The sequence below is a fragment of the Brachybacterium sp. p3-SID1565 genome (assembly GCF_025143785.1).
GTDB lineage: Bacteria > Actinomycetota > Actinomycetes > Actinomycetales > Dermabacteraceae > Brachybacterium > Brachybacterium epidermidis.
In genome coordinates this window covers 52024-70753 of record NZ_JAMBDS010000009.1, presented here as the reverse complement: position 1 = coordinate 70753, position 18730 = coordinate 52024, and the positions used below count along the sequence as shown (strand labels likewise).

At 71.2% G+C, this 18730-nt stretch carries 15 protein-coding genes; 8 read left to right on the top strand and 7 right to left on the bottom strand.

The window, feature by feature from the left end; translation table 11 throughout:
• Positions 1-2796, top strand: a 2796-nt coding sequence (locus tag M4D54_RS04125) for a UvrD-helicase domain-containing protein (protein WP_259890393.1), incomplete at its 5' end; no start/stop codon positions are given.
• A 77-nt stretch (positions 2797-2873) separates the two neighbouring features.
• On the opposite strand, the gene M4D54_RS04120 is transcribed toward M4D54_RS04125, so the two are convergent.
• The 5 genes from M4D54_RS04120 to M4D54_RS04100 all read right to left on the bottom strand — a co-directional run bounded on the left by M4D54_RS04120 (position 2874) and on the right by M4D54_RS04100 (position 8990).
• Positions 2874-4382 (bottom strand): HNH endonuclease, encoded by a 1509-nt coding sequence (locus M4D54_RS04120; RefSeq protein WP_193865501.1) that lies wholly within the window; start codon positions 4380-4382, stop codon positions 2874-2876.
• Between the two features lie 196 nt (positions 4383-4578).
• Entirely contained in the window at positions 4579-4728 is a 150-nt protein-coding gene (locus tag M4D54_RS04115) for a hypothetical protein (RefSeq protein ID WP_228019066.1), read from the bottom strand.
• Between the two features lie 37 nt (positions 4729-4765).
• A complete protein-coding gene (locus M4D54_RS04110; RefSeq protein ID WP_259789149.1) occupies positions 4766-7825 on the bottom strand; it encodes a multicopper oxidase domain-containing protein in 3060 nt (1019 codons plus the stop codon).
• Between the two features lie 189 nt (positions 7826-8014).
• Positions 8015-8662, bottom strand: a complete 648-nt coding sequence (locus M4D54_RS04105; protein WP_193865499.1) for a hypothetical protein — start codon at positions 8660-8662, stop codon at positions 8015-8017.
• A 52-nt stretch (positions 8663-8714) separates the two neighbouring features.
• Complete coding sequence (locus tag M4D54_RS04100; RefSeq protein WP_193865498.1) at positions 8715-8990, bottom strand: hypothetical protein; 276 nt, start codon at positions 8988-8990, stop codon at positions 8715-8717.
• A 209-nt stretch (positions 8991-9199) separates the two neighbouring features.
• On the opposite strand from M4D54_RS04100, the gene sucC reads away from it, so the two are divergent.
• From sucC to M4D54_RS04070, 6 genes are all read left to right on the top strand, one after another.
• Entirely contained in the window at positions 9200-10369 is a 1170-nt protein-coding gene (gene sucC / locus M4D54_RS04095; RefSeq protein ID WP_193865497.1) for an ADP-forming succinate--CoA ligase subunit beta, read from the top strand.
• 11 nt (positions 10370-10380) lie between these two features.
• Positions 10381-11268, top strand: a complete 888-nt coding sequence (gene sucD, locus M4D54_RS04090) for a succinate--CoA ligase subunit alpha (protein ID WP_193865496.1) — start codon at positions 10381-10383, stop codon at positions 11266-11268.
• Between the two features lie 160 nt (positions 11269-11428).
• A complete protein-coding gene (locus M4D54_RS04085) occupies positions 11429-12310 on the top strand; it encodes a CPBP family intramembrane glutamic endopeptidase (RefSeq protein ID WP_259789150.1) in 882 nt (293 codons plus the stop codon).
• 111 nt (positions 12311-12421) lie between these two features.
• Positions 12422-13141 (top strand): metal-dependent transcriptional regulator, encoded by a 720-nt coding sequence (locus M4D54_RS04080; protein WP_193865494.1) that lies wholly within the window; start codon positions 12422-12424, stop codon positions 13139-13141.
• Between the two features lie 189 nt (positions 13142-13330).
• Complete coding sequence (locus M4D54_RS04075) at positions 13331-14287, top strand: C40 family peptidase (protein ID WP_259890392.1); 957 nt, start codon at positions 13331-13333, stop codon at positions 14285-14287.
• 87 nt (positions 14288-14374) lie between these two features.
• Positions 14375-15202 (top strand): hypothetical protein, encoded by an 828-nt coding sequence (locus M4D54_RS04070; RefSeq protein WP_193865493.1) that lies wholly within the window; start codon positions 14375-14377, stop codon positions 15200-15202.
• Between the two features lie 9 nt (positions 15203-15211).
• On the opposite strand, the gene hutG is transcribed toward M4D54_RS04070, so the two are convergent.
• Entirely contained in the window at positions 15212-16228 is a 1017-nt protein-coding gene (gene hutG / locus M4D54_RS04065; RefSeq protein ID WP_193865492.1) for a formimidoylglutamase, read from the bottom strand.
• A 209-nt stretch (positions 16229-16437) separates the two neighbouring features.
• Here hutG and M4D54_RS04060 point away from each other — a divergent pair, with 209 nt between their 5' ends.
• Complete coding sequence (locus tag M4D54_RS04060; RefSeq protein WP_193865491.1) at positions 16438-18120, top strand: urocanate hydratase; 1683 nt, start codon at positions 16438-16440, stop codon at positions 18118-18120.
• 59 nt (positions 18121-18179) lie between these two features.
• Here the strand turns inward: M4D54_RS04060 and M4D54_RS04055 are convergent, their stop codons facing one another.
• A complete protein-coding gene (locus tag M4D54_RS04055) occupies positions 18180-18680 on the bottom strand; it encodes a hypothetical protein (protein WP_193865490.1) in 501 nt (166 codons plus the stop codon).
• Positions 18681-18730 lie beyond the last annotated feature (50 nt).

Genomic DNA, 18730 nt, shown 5'->3' with positions numbered 1-18730 from the left:
ATGAGCTCACTCTTCGACGATCTCTCCCTGCCCGATTCCTTCCGCCGCCTGGAGGGCGTGCGGGTCGACGCCGACCCTTCACGGCGGCTGCAGGAGCCCCCTGAGGGTGCGCCGGCTCCCGAGGAGCCGCCGTTCGACCAGGAGCCGCCGTTCGATGAGGCACCCCCGTTCGATGAGGCACCCCCGTTTGATGAGGAGCCGCCGTTCGATGAGGACACCGCTCCACCCGAGGGGGAGAGCGAGCCGCCGGCGGGGATCAGGGACCACGCTCGTACCTACTCCGCTGCGCCGCCGGCGCGGTCGTGGGCGGCTGATCCGTCGGCTCTGGCGGCTCTGGTCGAGGGGCTGAACCCGCCGCAGCGCGAGGCCGTCGAGCACCGCGGCAGTCCGCTCCTGATCGTGGCAGGCGCCGGCTCCGGCAAGACGCGGGTGCTCACCCGCCGCATCGCCCACCTGCTGGCCTCCGGAGAGGCGATGCCCGGGGAGATCCTTGCGATCACCTTCACCAACAAGGCCGCCGCTGAGATGAAGGAGCGCGTGGCCGAGCTGGTGGGCCCGGTGGCGCGCAGCATGTGGGTCTCCACCTTCCACAGCGCCTGCGTGCGCATCCTGCGCCGCGACGCCGCAGCGGCCGGCCTGAAGAGCTCCTTCACGATCTACGACAGCGCTGACTCCCTGCGCCTGATCACCACGATCGCCAAGGATCTGGAGCTGGACACCAAGAAGAATGCGCCCAGGGCGCTGGCCTCGCGCATCTCCTCGCTCAAGAACGAGCTGGTGGACCCGATCGACTTCGCCGATCAGGCCGAGACCGCCAAGAACCCCTTCGAGAAGACCCTGGCCCGGATCTACACCAACTACACCGAGCGGCTGCGCCAGGCCAACGCCGTGGACTTCGATGACCTGATCGGACTGACCGTCACCATGCTGCGGGAGAACCCCGCGATCCGTGAGGGGTACCGCCGGCGGTTCCGCCACGTGATGGTCGATGAGTACCAGGACACCAACCCCGCCCAGTACGCGCTGGTGCGCGAGCTGGTGGGCGAGGACCCCTCGGCCGATCTGACCGTGGTGGGCGACTCGGACCAGTCCATCTACGCCTTCCGCGGCGCGACCATCCGCAACATCGTGGAGTTCGAGCAGGACTTCCCCTCCGCCCGCACCATCGTGCTGGAGCAGAACTACCGCTCCACCCAGTCCATCCTCACCGCCGCGAACGCCGTGATCGAGGAGAACCAGGGCCGCCGCAAGAAGAACCTGTGGACCGACCAGGGCGCCGGCGAGAAGATCACCCTGTACGTCGCCGATGACGAGGCCGCCGAGGCCCGCTACATCGGCCGCCAGATCGACGCCCTGGTGGACGACGGCCGCACCGCGGGGGACATCGCGATCTTCTATCGCGCCAATGCGCAGTCGCGTGCGCTGGAGGACCAGCTGATCCGCATCGGACTGCCGTATCGCGTGGTGGGCGGTACGCGGTTCTATGAGCGCCGCGAGATCAAGGACGCGATCGCGTACCTGCAGGTCCTGGCCAATCCGGCCGATGAGATCAACCTGCGCCGCATCCTGAACGTCCCCAAGCGCGGCATCGGGGACCGTGCGGAGGCGGCGATCGCGATGCTCGCGGAGCGGGAGCGGATCAGCTTCGGAGAGGCGCTGCGGCGGGCCGAGGAGGCCCCCGGGATCGCCACCCGTTCGCTGAACGCGGTGCGCTCCTTCGTGGTCATGCTCGAGGAGCTGCAGGAGCTTGCCCGCACCGGGACGGGTCCGGCGGAGGTGCTCGAGGCGATCCTGCAGAAGTCCGGGTACTACGCCGAGCTCCAGGGCAGCGATGACCCGCAGGACGAGTCCCGTCTGGAGAACCTCGCCGAGCTGATCAGCGTGGCCTCCGAGTTCGAGGCGCAGATGGAGGCCGCCGACGCCGCCGCCAGCGAGTTCGAGGACGAGGAAGGCGACGACGCCACCGCGCCCGACATCCCCCAGGGTGAGGCCGTCTCTGCCGAATCGGTGCTGGTGGGCGAGGCTGAGGCACCTGCGCCTCCGGATGCTCCGGAGGGGTCCCTCATCGACCGGTTCCTGGAGAAGGTCTCCCTGGTGGCGGACGCTGACCAGATCCCCGGGGCCGAGGACCAGTTCGTCACGCTGATGACCCTGCACACCGCGAAGGGACTGGAGTTCCCGGTGGTGTTCCTGACGGGTCTGGAGGACGGCACCTTCCCGCATCAGCGCACCCTGTCCGATCCTGAGCAGCTGGAGGAGGAGCGTCGCCTGGCCTACGTGGGCATCACCCGTGCCCGGCAGAAGCTGTACCTCACCCGTGCCCAGATGCGTGCCACCTGGGGAGCGCCCCAGTTCATGCCGGCCAGCCGATTCCTCGACGAGGTGCCGGAGCAGGTGCTCGACGTGGCACGAGCGGGCTCCACGCTGGCCGGGGGAGCCGGGTACGGCGGAGGGTACGGCTCCGGTGGATACGGTTCCCGCGGCGGGGGCGGCTACGGCTTCGCTGGTGGCAGCTACGGCTCCGGCGGCGGTCGGGGTCCTGCATACAGCGGTGGCCCCGGCGGCGGCCGCAAGGACGTGACCCGGCCCAGCTTCGGCTCCGGCCGCAAGCCCACGGACGTATCCAAGATGCCGCAGCTGGCGGTGGGGGACCGCGTCACGCACGACTCCTTCGGCATGGGCACCGTCACGGAGGTTGCCGGCCAGGGTGAGAAGACCCAGGTCGAGGTGCAGTTCAGGGCGCCCCACGGGAAGAAGCGCCTGCTGCTGCGCTACGCCCCGATCACCAAGCTGTAAGGGCTCCGATCACCAAGCTGCAAGGGCCCCGACCACCCGGCCTGCGCTCTCCTTGGTGCCGGCGATCCCCGGCGGGGTCATCCGCGCATTCGCACTGTTCCGGTGCCGGACACATGATTTGCCAGCTTGTCCAGCTGACTGCGGACCGGCGGGTCCAGTGCTCCGGGTGGCGCGAGCGTGCGGGGTGGGTCTGGCGATGCGGGTGCAGCAGTGTCAGGAGCGGCGCCGGGTGTGAGGCCGAGCATCCGATCCAGGTCGGGAACGGGTGAGCGATACCTGTGGCCCGTCGGCGCGGTGATCTCCAGGGTGCCCGTGTGGGCCCCCTCGGTGATCAGGCTGCTCACCCACCCGGGCAACTCCAGGACGTGGTTGAAGCGCTCGCAGACCCCCACACCGTTGTCGGGGGTGGTGGTGCCGCCATCAGCATGGCGGTGAACATGATCGATGTGGCGGATCGGTGCTTCGCACCACGGGGTGCGGCACTGCTGATCTCGCGCCAGGATGAAGCGACGCACATCCCCGGTGAACAGCCGCCGGCGGCTGTCCATGTGGACCAGGGAGCCGGAGACCGGATCCGTGTACAGGCGACGCACCCACCGACGGGCCCGTGCCGCTGAACCCGTCGGGCCGGTTGGGGTCGGAGCCGAGCGGAGGCCGGCCGGGTGGGGCTCGTCAGCGGGGCGTGGATCGCCCGCCGAGCTGAGACCGTCGCCGGGGTGCGGATGGTTGGCGGGGCGTGCTGGCACCGCGGGTGCATCGTGCAATGCGAGGTGACGCGCGACCGGGCCGGGCAGAGGGTGGCCCTCCAGCAGGGCGGGGTCTGCGCCGCCGGCCAGCAGGCTCCTGTCGGTCATCAGCAGCTGGATCTCGACGGGAGCCGCGGCGGCCTCATGGCCGGTGATGCGCGCGGCCAGGGTGTCAGCCATGATCTGCCCTCGGGAGCGATCGTCGCCCCGGGCACGTGCGGCGTCCGCGGCTGCGCGCAGTGACGCGAACGCCGAGACGCCTTCGGTCAGCGGCAGTAGAGCCGAGAGCGTCATCATCCCCTCGGCTGCCGGCCGCTGCGTGACGCGCCGCTGCGAGTGGTTGAGCCTCATCCGTGCCAGGGCCGCCTCCCGATCGAGGTCGTCGGCCTGTGCGCGAGCCCGGCGGCCAGCGGCGCGAGGGGACAGCTCATGGATGCTCGGGGCGAGCTCGGAGTCGATGCGGGCGCGATCCTCGTCGTCCAGGACCAGCACTGCCCGCGCGACCTCCTCTGCCGCCCAGGCGGAGATGTCCCCCTGGGCCATGCGACGCCAGATCTCAGGAAGGGACTCGACCACCACTCGACGCAGAGCGAGCTGGTTGCCCGCGCGAGCTGGCGATATGCGGCGGGCAAGGCCGATCTCGTGGCCCACGCCTGTGCCCCGGCGTGCCAGCGGCACTCCGGCCGCACGCTCGGATCGGACACGAGCCTGCCGCAGGGAGACCTCGAGGGAGGACTGCACGGCGTCCAAGGAGTTCTTGAGCGATTCGATCCGCCCGATCGCGTCGATGACCGCTGCGTCCTCGGTGGCGGCGTCCTCGGTGACGGCGGTGGTCCCCACGGGGGATCGGGCACTGTATGGAACAAGCATTGCGACGGCGTCCTGCACGGCACTCGCGGTCCGGCTGATCGCGTCGAGCACCGCATATGGATGGGTGGGCAGAGCGTCCACGGAGCACCTCCTCCCGACGCGCGGGAACATTTATATCGAATGTGCGTTCGAATATAGGGGAAGGGTATGACGCACGGACGGGGTGCTAGAACCGGCAGGGCAGGAATGTGGAAGGACCCGGCTCGGCCGACCAGCCCAGCGCGCTCAGCAGCCAGTCCCACGAGGGCTCGGCCAGTGCGAGATCAGCGGTCCAGAGCTCGAGGTGGTGCAGCCCTGTGCGGGCGGGCTCGGTCATGTTCGGAGTATATGGAGCGCAGGGCCCGTCGGCGGCCCTACGTGGTGACCCGGATCAGGGCCCTGGCGCCGCGCTCCATGTCCACGAAGGAGTGGTTGACCGCGGTGTAGGTGCCGGGTTCGTCGAACACCAGCTCCACGAACCCGCCCTGCGCAGCGCCCAGGTGCAGGGCCTGGGAGCCGCCCCCGGTCTCGTTGTCGGGCCGCAGCAGGTACTCGCCCTCGAAGAACACCGTGTCGAAGACCCCGCCCACCACGTGGAAGGAGATCCCGCGGGAGGGACCGGCGGCCAGCACCCAGATCCGCACCCGTTCGCCCACACGGGCCTCGAGAGGAGCGTGCACGTACTGATTGGCGTGCCCGTTGAACACCGTCATGTCCGGGCGCTCGGCGGCGATCTTGGCGGGACTGACCGGGTGCGCGCCCTCGTGCATCGCCTCCGCGTGGCCGGCGGCGCCCTCGGGCACCAGGTAGTGATCGGACTGCACCAGCACGTACTCCCGGTCGGCGGTCGCGAGGTCCTGCGGCGGCACGATCAGCACGCCCAGCAACCCGGCGGCCAGGTGCACCGTCATCGGCATCGTCGAGCAGTGGTACAGCCACGCCCCGGCGTAGTCCGTGGTGATCGTGTACTCGAGGGACTTACCCGGTGGGATCGTGCGCATCACCTCATCGGGGGCGACGCGGCCCGCATGCAGGTCAAGCGAGTGCCCCATGGAGCCGTTGTTGACCAGGTCCACGGTCAGTCGGGCTCCCAGCTCGGAGCGGATCACCGGGCCCACCACGGTGCCGTTGAACGTCATCGCGTCCATGCTCACGCCGGGGGCCACCTCCAGTGCGGCCTCGGTGATCTCGAGCGTGAGCCGCTGATCCTGGCCCGCGCTCGGCGGCATGGCGGCGTCGCGCACCGCATAGCCCTCGCCGGGCTCAGCAGCCAGATCCATCGGCACCCGGGCCAGTTCGTCACCGCCGGTGGAAGCACCGGCGCTGCCGCCGTGCGCGTGGCCCGTGGTCGCCGCGCCGACGGCGGTCACCCGCAGGGTCATGCCCATCGCACGATGGCCGACGATCGAGCACCACCCCGCCAGGTCGTGACTGATCACACCGGCCTCGACGGTGGTGGAGTCGCCGGGCTGGAGCCTCCCGGAGGCGGTGCCATCGGCGAGCACCAGGTCGTGCACGTCGTGCGGATCGTCATTGGCCAGCTCGATCACCAGGTCGTTGCCAGCGGGCACCTCGATCACATCAGGATGGAAGCGCATCTCGGCCATGCTCACCGCGACGGTGGTGGTCTGCCCGGTGGGACTCACCGCGCCACCCGCGGCAGGTGCGGCCGTACCACCGGAGCCGGAGGCGGCACCGGTGTCGCCGTAGGAGCCGTAGGCCCGGTCAAGCGAGGATCCGACGGCGGTGACACCCAGGACGGAGCCCGCCCCCAGCAGGGCCCCGGTGAGGGCGCGACGGTCCAGACCGGCAGGAGCCGACGGGTCCGTGCCTGAGCCGGGGGCCGATGGGCTCGCGGCGCCCGTCGTCGCCGTGGAAGCCGACGGGTCCGTGGCACCGCGCAGGGCAGGGGACGGCAGGGGCGCCGACGCGTCCGGCCCACCGGGCCCACCGGAGGCCATCAGCGCCTTCCGCTCCCTCACGCTGACCCGGATAGCCAGGACCATCAGCACCAGAAAGCTCAGCAGCGCGGCGAAGGCCAGCAGCGAGGCGAGCACGCGCGCCCACGAACCGAAGCCCGCGGCGTCGGTGGTGCCCACGGTCAGACCCGCGAACAGGGCGCCGCTGGCCGCCGTGCCCTTGTCGGCCAGCACGAACAGAGCGATCACCAGGTTGACGATCACGACGCGTACCACGGCGAACCGGCTCATCATCGCCAGGGAGGCGCGCACCGCGCGCGGCCCGCCACCCATGGTGACCGGCAGCAGGTAGCTCATCGCCCCCAGCAGCACCTGCAGCAGGAAGCCGGCGACGAAGGGGACGGTGAGGGTCTGGACGTCCGCGGCGACCAGGGAGCTGGCGAGCTGCTCGTCGGCCGAGCGCCACCAGAGCGCGGTCAGGCGCAGCAGGCCGAGCATGAACCACACCATGCCCGCCCCGATCGAGAGGATCGGGAACCAGGGCAGTTCGATGCGGTGCTCCTGGCGGGCGGAGCGGATGCCCGCCCGGACCAGGGTGATGGCCACCCAGGCGAAGGATCCCGCGTACACCAGGACGAACGCCACCCCCAGGCTCACCGAGGCGATGATCGCGGCGATCGACGCCCCCACCACGCCGACGCCCATGCCCACCAGGCCCCGAGCGGAGCGCGCGGTGGCGACCGGATCCGCCTTGGTGCGCAGCACGGTCGGCCACAGGGTCAGCAGGGTGCCGGTGACGGTGATCCCCACAAAACCCAGGATGTTGAGGATCTGATGGGCCAGCAGCAGCCTGCCCTGCCACGGCTCGCCCGGGCTGAAGGCCATCACTGCGCCCAGCACGGCACCGGCGGGCAGCAGGCAGGCCGCGCCGATGTAGGCCCGCACCGTGAACGCGAAGCGCGGCGCCAGAGCAGCACGCACCTGTGAGCCGAGGGAGATCGCGTACCAGACCAGCGCGGCGGAGACCAGGAGGGCACCGACCACCACTACCCACGGCCACGAGGGCAGCATGCCGGCGATCGTCACCGCCACGCCCGCCGTGAGCAGATAGCTGCGGGCCACCTGGCGGGGACGGCTCTCCTCGCCCAGGCGAGTCTTCAGCAGGGCCTCGGTGAAGTGCTGGCCCCACACCATGATCGAGGTGGAGATCAGGCCGAGGGTGACCATGTGGACCATCAGCCAGCGGGCCTGCGGCAGCCACTGGTGGGTCAGCACCACGACGACCAGCGCGATCATCCACCAGCTGACGGGGCGCGAGGCCCGGCGGTGCCAGGAGCGGCGGCCGCTGCTGCGCGGATCGGGGCGGCCCGGCTCCCGGGCGCCACCGGAACCGGAGCCACCGGAGCCACCGGAGTCACCGGGATCGCCGGAGCCGCCAAGGCCGCCATGGCCGCCGGGGAGCGGGGCAGGGGAGCCCGACAGGGTCGGGGTCGGGTGCTTCGTCGCGTCGGGCATGGCCACCTCGAGGCAGGATGCGGCACCAGGCGAGCTGGTGACCACGGCGCCGGGCCGACCCGGCGCACAATGGGCTTGCTGGCCCCGCCAGGCTAGAGGCGCGAGGGCTCCGGGGACGAGGCAGCGGGCCCGGATCCGACGAAGATCACGTCAGGTCGCGTCACGATGTCATATCGTCCTGCCGGAGCGTCAGCTGCTGCGGTGCTGCCGCTCGGTGCGTGGTGCTGCGGACGCATCCCGTGGGTCGCGTGTCGGCTCGTATTCCCGGGGCTCGTCGTCGACGTTCTCCGGGCCCGCCTCGTGCTGGGTGGTGAACTGCGCGACCAGGGCCCAGCCGAAGCGGACCACGACGATCACCCCCACCACCGCGAGGACGGCGGTGAAGGGGATCTGCACACCGGTGCGGGTGACCACGAACCAGATGATGAACAGGGACAGCCCCATCAGCACTGCATCGCGGAAGGCGGCCGTCACGCGGCGCCCCACCTGGGCCCTGCGCATGCGGCGCTCGGCCACCACGGCGTAGGCGGCGGCATCCTTCCGGGCGCGCGCGCTGCTGCGACGCAGGGAGTCGCGGCTCTCACGGGTGCCCTCGTCCAGGGCTCGACGCGCCGCGCGCGCATAGTCGCCGGTGCTCAGGGGCCGTCGGCGAGGAGCGTCATCGCGGGCCCGGTCGCGCCCCGAGCGGTTCGACTCGCTTCCCGAGCGGTTCGACGGGGGGCGGGGATGGTCCCGGTCGGCAGGGTGCCGTCGGTCCCGTGCGGGGCGCGACGCGCTCTGCGCCTGACGACGCGCCGTGTTGCGCGCGGCCTTCGCGTAGGTCTTCCAGTCGGCCATCGACTCTCCTCGGCCCGGTAGTGGAACGGTGCGCCCCTGTCATGCAAGGGAGCTAGCGGCGGTCGTCCTCCCGCCAGCGGATGTCGGCGTCCCGTCGACCGCGGTCGTCGTACGAGCGGTCCTGCTGCGCGCGCCGACGGGCTGAGCTCTCGTTCCAGTACGACAGCCCCACGTTCAGCGCGATCGTGATCACCACCGAGAGGAAGAAGCTCGAGAAGGTGGAGCGCACACCCGCCACGCGCAGGATGAGGAACAGCACGAGGATCGCGACCACACTGAAGCCGAGGGTGTCGCGGATGCGCTGGGTGAGAGTTCGACGGCGAGGCACGGGCCCACTGTAGTGCCCGTGCCTCACCGAAGCGTTCGTCGAGGAACGCCGTGCGGTGCTGCGTCCCGTTCCGGACGGGCCCGTCCGCGACGGGGCAGCCGGTTCGCTCATTGCTCTGGCGACGGTAGTCTGGCTCCGTCACCTGGGACGGCCCCGAGGCCGGAGCGCGGCCTGCCGTCCTCTGTCGATAACGAGAGGACCCCCAACCCGTGGACCTGTATGAGTACCAGGCCCGCGACCTCTTCGAGAAGCACGGCGTGCCCGTGCTCGGAGGAGTGGTCGCGGAGGATCCTGCCAGCGCCAAGGCTGCAGCGGAGCAGCTCGGCACACCGGTCACCGTCGTCAAGGCCCAGGTCAAGGTGGGAGGGCGCGGCAAGGCCGGCGGCGTGAAGGTCGCGAAGTCCCCCGAGGAGGCCGAGCAGCACGCCTCCCGGATCCTGGGCATGGACATCAAGGGCCACACCGTGCACCGCGTGATGATCGCCGAGGGTGCGGACATCGCCGAGGAGTACTACTTCTCCCTGCTGCTGGACCGCACCAACCGCAACTACCTCGCCATGTGCTCGGTCGAGGGCGGCATGGAGATCGAGCAGCTGGCCGTCGAGCGCCCCGAGGCCCTGGCCCGCGTGGCCGTGGACCCGAACGTCGGCATCGACGAGGCCAAGGCGAAGGAGATCGTCGAGACCGCCAGGTTCGACGCCGAGACCGGCGCGAAGGTCGCCCCCGTGCTGCAGAAGCTGTGGGACGTGTACCGCGAGGAGGACGCCACCCTGGTGGAGGTCAACCCGCTGGTCAAGACCGGTGCAGGTGACATCATCGCCCTGGACGGCAAGGTCACGCTGGACGACAACGCCGCCTACCGCCAGGAGGGGCACGGCGAACTGGTGGACACCCTCACCGAGGATCCCCTGGAGGCCAAGGCCAAGGCGCTGGACCTCAACTACGTCAAGCTCGACGGCGAGGTCGGCATCATCGGCAATGGCGCGGGCCTGGTCATGTCCACCCTCGACGTGGTCGCGTACGCCGGTGAGCAGCACGGCGTCAAGCCCGCCAACTTCCTGGACATCGGCGGCGGTGCCTCCGCCGAGGTGATGGCCAACGGCCTGGACGTGATCCTCGGCGACGAGCAGGTCTCCGCCGTGTTCGTGAACGTCTTCGGTGGCATCACCGCGTGCGATGCGGTGGCCAACGGCATCGTGGGCGCGCTGAAGAAGCTCGGCGACTCCGCCACCAAGCCTCTGGTGGTGCGCCTCGACGGCAACAACGTCGAGGAGGGCCGCCGCATCCTCGCCGACTTCGCCCATCCCCTCGTCACCCAGGCCGACACCATGGACGGCGGCGCCGCGAAGGTCGCCCAGCTCGCCGCCGAAGGAAAGTGAGCAGCACCCCCATGTCTATCTTTCTCGATGAGAACAGCAAGGTCATCGTCCAGGGCATGACGGGCTCGGAGGGCATGAAGCACTCCCAGCGCATGCTCGACTCCGGCACCGCCATCGTCGGCGGCGTGAACCCCCGCAAGGCCGGCCAGTCGGTCTCCTTCGACGGCGGCCACGAGGTGCCGGTCTTCGGCACCGTCAAGGAGGCCATGGAGGCCACCGGCGCGAACGTCTCCGTCGTGTTCGTGCCCCCGAAGTTCGCCAAGGACGCCGCGATCGAGGCGATCGACGCCGAGATCCCGCTCCTGGTGATCATCACCGAGGGCATCCCGGTCAAGGACAGCGCCGAATTCTTCAACTACTCCCAGGAGAAGGGCACCACCCGGATCATCGGCCCGAACTGCCCGGGCGTGATCAGCCCCGGCAAGTCCAACGCCGGCATCACTCCCGCGAACATCACCGGCGCGGGCAAGCTGGGCCTGGTCTCCAAGTCCGGCACCCTGACCTACCAGATGATGTATGAGCTCTCGGACATCGGCTTCACCACCTGCATCGGCATCGGTGGCGACCCAATCATCGGCACCACCCACATCGACGCCCTGGAGGCGTTCGAGCAGGACCCCGACACCGTCGGGGTGGTGATGATCGGCGAGATCGGCGGCGATGCCGAGGAGCGTGCCGCGGCGTACATCCAGGAGAACATGACCAAGCCGGTGGTCGGCTACGTCGCGGGCTTCACCGCCCCCGAGGGCAAGACCATGGGCCACGCCGGCGCGATCGTCACCGGCTCGGCCGGCACCGCGCAGGCCAAGAAGGAGGCCCTCGAGGCCGCCGGCGTCAAGGTGGGCAAGACCCCCACCGAGACCGCCGAGCTGATGCGGGAGATCATCAAGGGTCTCTGATCCCGACGGCTCCTGCGGCCTGAAAGCCGTGAGCGCGCGGCGCCCCGGATCCCCGAGCGGGACCCGGGGCGCGGTGCATCCGGGCCCCGAGCGCCGTGCGTGCGGGGATCTCCTCCTCGCGCAGGAGGCGCGACGCGCGGATCTCGCGGAGGCTGGTCCCATGATCAACTGCATCTCGCCCACGAGCGATCCCCGGCCCGACAGCGGCTGGGCCATCGTCGTGCTCGGCTCCGTCGTCCTGGGTGCCGTCCTCGCCTCGGTCCTGCTGTTCCCCGACGGCGTCACTGTCTCCATGGACCCCGGGTACCGGCCGATGCCGGTGCTGGTGCTGCTGGTGCCGGCCATGCTGTGCATCGCTGCGGCGCTGCTGCTGCCGGCGGGCCAGGGCTCCTCGGCGGTGCTGGTGACGCAGCCGGGCCGGGTGCGGGCGCAGACAGCCGGGCTGCTCGCTCTGGCCGTTGGGTTCTCGCTGCTGGTGCCGGTGCTGCCGCTGCCGGAGGACTACGTCCTGCTCAAGGCCCTGATGTTCATCGTGGTGCCGTGCGTGTGGCTCTGGTCCTCGGCCAGGCGCCATGGCGCCGGGGTGGAGATCCACCGGCCGAGCGTCCACCCGGCGGTGGTCGTACTGCCGGCACTGCTGCTCGGCGTCCTCTCGACTGTCGGCCCCTTCTCCAGCGGGTCCCCGACGGTCTGGCCGCCGCTGGCGACCCTCGTGGTCGGGGCGACGGCCACGGCGATCACCGCCGGACTGGGGGAGGAGCTGCTGTTCCGACGCTTCCTGCAGACCCGGCTGGAGGCCCTGTGCGGCCGATGGACGGGGATCCTGCTGGCCTCCCTGCTGTTCGGCCTGATGCATCTGTTCTCGCACCGGGTTGGCCCCCTGGGGGAGAGCGCCGTGCGGGTGATCGCCCTGCAGGGGACGACGGGGATCGCGCTGGGCGTGCTCTGGTCGCGCTGGCGACGCCTGTGGGTGTGCGTGCTGGCGCACGTGCTCCTCAACGGCCTCGCGGTGGTCCTGCACCTGCTGGGCCAGCTCGCCTGAAGCCCGCGGCGGCCCGGGGTCGTGCCGCGCGCCTGCCCGAACAGGCTCCGTGGCGAGTGCGCGGATAGACTCGTCACTGCCACGCGGCGGACCGGGCGCGAAGGAGGGGCTGTGAGCGGCGATCTGATCGACACCACCGAGATGTACCTCAAGACGGTGTTCGAGCTGCGCGAGGCCGGGGTGGTGCCGATGCGGGCCCGGATCGCCGAGAGGCTGGGGCACTCGGGGCCGACGGTCTCGCAGACCGTGGCGCGCATGGAGCGCGACGGCCTGCTGCACCTGGACGACGAGCGACGGATCCGACTCACCGACGAGGGGCGGGAGCTCGCCACGGTGGTGATGCGCAAGCACCGCCTGGCCGAACGGCACCTGCTCGACGTCATCGGCCTGGACTTCGCCCTGGTGCACGAGGAGGCCTGCCGCTGGGAGCACGTGATGAGCCTCGAGGTGGAGCGGCGCATCGCCCAGCAGCTGCAACCGCCGTACGTCGATCCCTACGGCAACCCCATCCCCGGCCTGAGCGACCTGGGGATCTCGGAGACCGCGGTCACCCCGGAGGGTAAAGACATGGCCAACGCGTCCATGATGCTTTCCGAGGTCGCCACGGACGACCGGCCCACGCCGGTCCTGCTGCGCCGCATCGGTGAGCGCGCCCAGAGCGACATCGAGCTGCTCGGAGAACTTGCACGTCATGAGCTGTATCCCGGCGCCAGGGCGGAGGTATGGCGGCAGGGGCGAGACGTGGTGCTCCGGGCCGAGTCCGGTGCCGCTGTCACCCTCTCCGACGTCATCGCTGGTCAGCTCCTTGTGACCCCGATCGCAACGGAGTAAAGCCTCCGTCAAGGTCTGCCCCAGAAGCGGCCCGGGACACGGACGGTCCCGCTCATGCGCACCTATCGTCGTACCCGTGCCGCGGCGACCTCGCCCGGCATGTCCACCGGCAGGCCCCGTTGCGCGCCGGATCCGGACTGCGAGCATCATCGAGCGCACAGGCGAGAGCCTCGGGGCTGGGAGCCACACGTGTCGAACACTGCGAAGAACACCCACCGTCGCGACGTGCGTGCGGTGACCCCCGCCGTGCGCGCTGGCCGCGCGGCCGCCGGTGCCGCGATGGCGGCCGGGATCCTGCTCGGCGGTGCCACTGCCGCGACCGCTGAGCCGAACGCCGAGGCGCCTGCCCCGCAGGCCGACGCCGCCGCCACGGCCGTGCTGGCTCCCGTGGTCGCCCCGGCCGTCGGCATCCCCAGCGCCGATGTGGCCGACGAGGCCGAGGCCGCCCCGTCCCTGGCCCCCGCCGCCGGTGCGATCTCGATCGTCCTGCCCGAGCCGGAGCCGGAGCCGGAGCCGGAGCCGGAGCCCGAGCCCGAGCCGGAGCCCGTGGTGGAGGACCAGGGCGAGCAGGAGCAGTCCGAGGACCGCTCCGAGCGCGAGGACAGCAGCGAGAGCCGCGAGGACAGCAGCGAGAGCCGCGAGGACCGCAGCGAGAACCGCGAGGATCGCAACGAGGACGGCGAGGAGTCAAGCGAGGAGCGTCGCTCCGAGGGCGAGAGCCGCTCCTCCCGCTCCAACGACCGGTCCGAGGCGCCGCGCGAGGAGAAGCAGGAGCAGAAGCAGTCCTCCGACTCGGGCATCTCCCCGGGCAAGGGCAGCTCCATCCTGGCGACCGCTCGCAGCGGCATCGGCACCCCGTACGTCTACGGCGGCACCAGCCCGTCCGGCTGGGACTGCTCCGGTTTCGTGCAGTGGGTGTACGCCCAGCACGGCATCAGCCTCCCCCGCGGTGCGGCCGATCAGGCCGCTGCCGGGCGCGTGATCCCGCGCTCCGAGGCCCGCCCCGGCGACCTCGTCTACAAGCCCGGCCACATCGGGATCTACGCCGGCGGCAACATGTTCGTCGACGCGGGCAACACGCGCGTGGACACCTCCGAGCGCAACATCTACTCCGGGAACTGGACCTTCATCCGCATCGGCGGCTGATCCAGCCCACCCGCACACGGCCCTGCACCCCTCCCGGGTGCAGGGCCGCTCCCATTCCCGGGCGGCTGCGCCGGGTACCGTGGGCACGTGTCCTCCGCCCGTGACCTCCTCGCCGCCGCTCTGCTGCTGATCGCGACCGTGCTGGGCGCCCTGTGGATCCCGGCTGCGTGGCTGGACCGGACGGCCATCGAGCAGGAGGGCTTCCTCGCGGTCACCGAGCCGCTGGCCGATGACCCTGCGTTCCAGCGCACCCTCACCGACAGCGCCGTCGCGCAGATCCTGGGGGATGAGCGCGTGCCGGACTGGATCACCGAGCGTGTCACGCCCTTGGCCGAGGAGCAGGCCGCGCGGATCACCGGGACCGAGGTGTACGGCAGTGTCTGGGACGTGACCATGCGCGAGCTGCACGGTGCGCTGTTCAGCCCCGGGGCATCGGACCTGGACGTGGACCTGGGGCCCGCCATCGACGCCATTCTCAGCGGCATCGAGGATCACCTCCCCCTGGGCATCACCGTCCCCCGGCCGGAGGACGCCACCGTCACCCTGGCCACCATCCCCGATGTCCCGCTGCTGGCGAAGGCCGCCTCACTCTCCCCGTGGGCGCACCGGCTGGGGCCGGCCGCGCTGCTGCTGCTCCTGGTCGCGCTCACCGTCGCAGCGCACCGACGCACGATGCTCACCCTCGCGGGGGTGGGCGGCATCCTCGCCGGAGGGGCGGTGTGGCTACTGGCCACCCGCATCGAGGACCTGGTCCCCGACAGCATCGATCAAGCCGTGTTCGTCGGCCCTATCGTGCAGGTGTTCCAGGAGAAGTTCACCACCGAGGTGATGCCGCAGGGGGTGATCATGCTCGGGGTGGGCGCACTGGTGATGGCCGTCGGCCTGGTGCTGATCGGCCTGCGCCGCAGCGCGTGAGGGCCGGCCTCAGACGCCGGACGGTGCTGCTGCCAGATGCTGCCGCACTGCCAGGTCGATCAGCCGGGCCGCTGTGCGGGCGGTGCGGGAGTCGACGTCGAGGCCGGGATTCAGCTCCACCACGTCGATCAGGGCGAGCTTCCCGCTCGCCGCGGCAGCACGGACCGCCGTGACGATCAGCGGCAGCGGTACGCCCAGCCCCGCCGGGGCGCTCACACCGGGGGCAGCCGCTGCAGGCAGCACGTCCAGGTCGATGGTGAGGTAGAGGACGTCCAGATCCGCGACGACCTCCTCCACGAAGCTCTGCACGGCGCCTGTCCCGCCGTCCAGGCATTCCAGGTCGGTCAGCCAGCGCACGCCCAGTTCGCGAGCGGTGTCGAACAGTGCGCCGGTGTTGGACGCCTCCGAGATGCCGAGCACCGCGTAGGCGAGGTCCCGCCCGGCGGCCCTCTCGGCCTCGGCCATCTGCAGGAACGGGGTGCCGGAGGTGGCACGGTCCTCCCGTCGCAGGTCGAAGTGCGCATCGAGGTTCAGCACGCCCCAGCGGGGACGCGCTTCGGGGGCGTCGGTGCCGGCGCCGAGGAAGCTGACCAGTCCCAGGTAGCAGGCCCAGGCGGTCTCGTGCCCCCCGCCCAGCACCACCGTGAGCAGGGAGCCCGGAGCGCCGAGCGCGGAGGCGATCATCGCCGCGGCGTCGCGGTGGCCGGTCTCCAGGTCCTCGCCCACGGTGACCGCGTCCCCGTGGTCCACCAGCTGTACGTCGCCGCGGGCGATGCTCGGGTGCGGGACCATCGGAGCCAGGGCGGAGCGCAGGGCCTCGGGTCCGTCGGCAGCGCCCGCTCGGCCGCCGTTGCGGCGCACGCCCTCGTCGGTGCGGAAGCCGACCACCGCGACGTGCGGTGCGGAGCTCCCCCGGGTCCGCTGGGCGGGCCGCACCCGCTGGTGCCACCGGGCGTGATCAGGACCCTCGCCGTCGACGCGGCCGGTCCAGGCGCGGAGCGGAACAGGGGCGCTGTGGTCGTCCATCGGCGGCGGTCCTCCGGGTGCGTGGGGTCGAAGCGACGGGGCGCCGCTGTTCCCATGGTGGCACCTGCGGTCCCTGAGGCCGGGCCGGATCCCCACCCGACTGTCCGAGATCCCGGACGGCTCCGGGCTGGAGCACTCACCCGGTCCCCGGGGACATGCTGTGCTGAAGGGGTCCCACTGCAGCGACCCCCGAGACCCAGGAGCACACCATGAGCCTTCCCGGCGCCCGCCCCGTCCGCGCCCCCCGCGGCACCGATCTGACCGCGAAGAGCTGGCAGACAGAGGCCCCGCTGCGGATGCTGATGAACAACCTCGACCCTGAGGTGGCCGAACGGCCCGATGACCTGGTGGTCTACGGCGGCACCGGCCGCGCCGCCCGCTCCTGGGAGGCGTACGACGCGATCGTTGCGACCCTGGCGGACCTCGAGGACGACGAGACCATGCTGGTGCAGTCCGGCAAGCCCGTCGGAGTGCTGCGCACCAACCCCTGGGCCCCGCGGGTGCTGCTGGCCAACTCCAACCTGGTGGGGGACTGGGCCACCTGGCCGGAGTTCCGCCGGCTCGAGGCCGAGGGCCTGATGATGTACGGCCAGATGACCGCCGGCTCCTGGATCTACATCGCCACCCAGGGCATCCTGCAGGGCACCTACGAGACCTTCGCGGCCGTGGCCCGCAAGCGCTTCGAGGGCACCCTGGCCGGCACCATCACCCTCACCGGGGGCTGCGGAGGCATGGGCGGGGCACAGCCCCTGGCCGTCACCCTGAACGGCGGGGTGTGCCTGATCGCCGACGTGGACCGCTCCCGCCTGGAGCGCCGCCGCTCCAAGCGCTACCTCGATGTGATCGCGGACGACCTTGACGACGCGATCGCCCGCGCCACCAGTGCCCGGGACGAGAAGCGCGCCCTCTCCATCGGCATCGTGGGCAATGCCGCCGAGGCGTTCCCCGCCCTGCTGGAGCGGCAGTGCAAAGGCGAGATCCGCATCGACGTGGTCACCGACCAGACCAGCGCCCACGATCCCCTGTCCTACCTCCCCGTCGAAGTGGACGTGGAGAACTGGCAGGCGGAGGCCGAGGCCGATGCGGAGGGCTTCACCAAGAAGTCCCGCGAGTCGATGGCCCGGCAGGTGCAGGCCATGGTGGAGTTCCAGGACCAGGGTGCCGAGGTGTTCGACTACGGCAACTCGATCCGCGACGAGGCCCGCCACGCCGGATACGACCGCGCCTTCTCCTTCCCCGGCTTCGTGCCCGCCTACATCCGCCCCTTGTTCTGCGAGGGCCTGGGCCCCTTCCGCTGGGTGGCGCTCTCGGGGGATCCGGAGGACATCGCCGTCACCGACGCGGCACTGAAGGAGCTGTTCCCCGAGAACGAGCACCTGCACCGCTGGCTGGACGCCGCCGGGGAGCTGGTGGAGTTCGAGGGACTGCCGGCTCGGATCTGCTGGCTGGGCTACGGCGAGCGGCACCGCGCGGGGCTGCTGTTCAACGACCTGGTGCGGGAGGGGAAGGTGAAGGCCCCGATCGTGATCGGCCGCGACCACCTCGACTCCGGCTCGGTCGCGTCCCCGTACCGCGAGACTGAGGGCATGCTCGACGGCTCCGACGCCATCGCCGACTGGCCCCTGCTGAACGCCCTGACCGCGACGTCCTCCGGTGCCACCTGGGTGTCGATCCACCACGGCGGCGGCGTGGGCATCGGCCGCTCCATCCACGCCGGTCAGGTGGGCGTGGCCGACGGCACCGATCTGGCCGCCCAGAAGCTGGACCGCCTGCTCACCAACGACCCGGCCATGGGCGTGATCCGGCACGTGGATGCCGGCTACTCCCGCGCCGCGGACGTGGCCTGGGAGCGCGGGGTGCGGGTGCCGATGCAGGCCCGGGCGAGGGACTGAGCCCGCGGGCCTGCTGGTCCGACCTCTGACCGGGGCCGGTGGTTGACCGGGGTCGGCGGTCAGCGGACGGTGACGGTGATCTCGACGGGATCGACCGGCGGGTCCAGGGTCCCCTTGGACTGGTCGCAGTCCTCGGCGATCTCGGCGCGAGTGCAGTACAGGACGCGCACCGTCATGGTCCCGGTTTCGATACCGGTGAGCTCGACGGCGTAGGGCATCGAGGCCCCCGGGGCGTCCTGTCCACCCCCTGTCCCGTAGACGTCCTCGCCCAGCACCACGTCCGCGCTCGCCACAGACTCCTCGGTCTGGGAGATGACGCCCCACGCATCACCTACGCCCTGGCTGCCCTCTCCGAGGGAGATCTGGGCGGTCTCGCCCACGGCGATCTCCACCTCGGTGGTGCCCTGCTCATGCAGCGTCCCCCCGGCGGGGCCGGAGGTGGGGTCCTCAGCTGAGCCTCGCAGCATCCCGCACCCGGCGAGCACCACCGTGGCCGCGAGCGCGCCGAGGGCCCCTGAGGGCCGCCGGCGTCGCGGTGTCGTGAGGCGGGGCGCAGTCATGGGTTGCGGGTGGGTCGTCATCGGCTGCTCCTGGTGCGGTGGTCGATGCG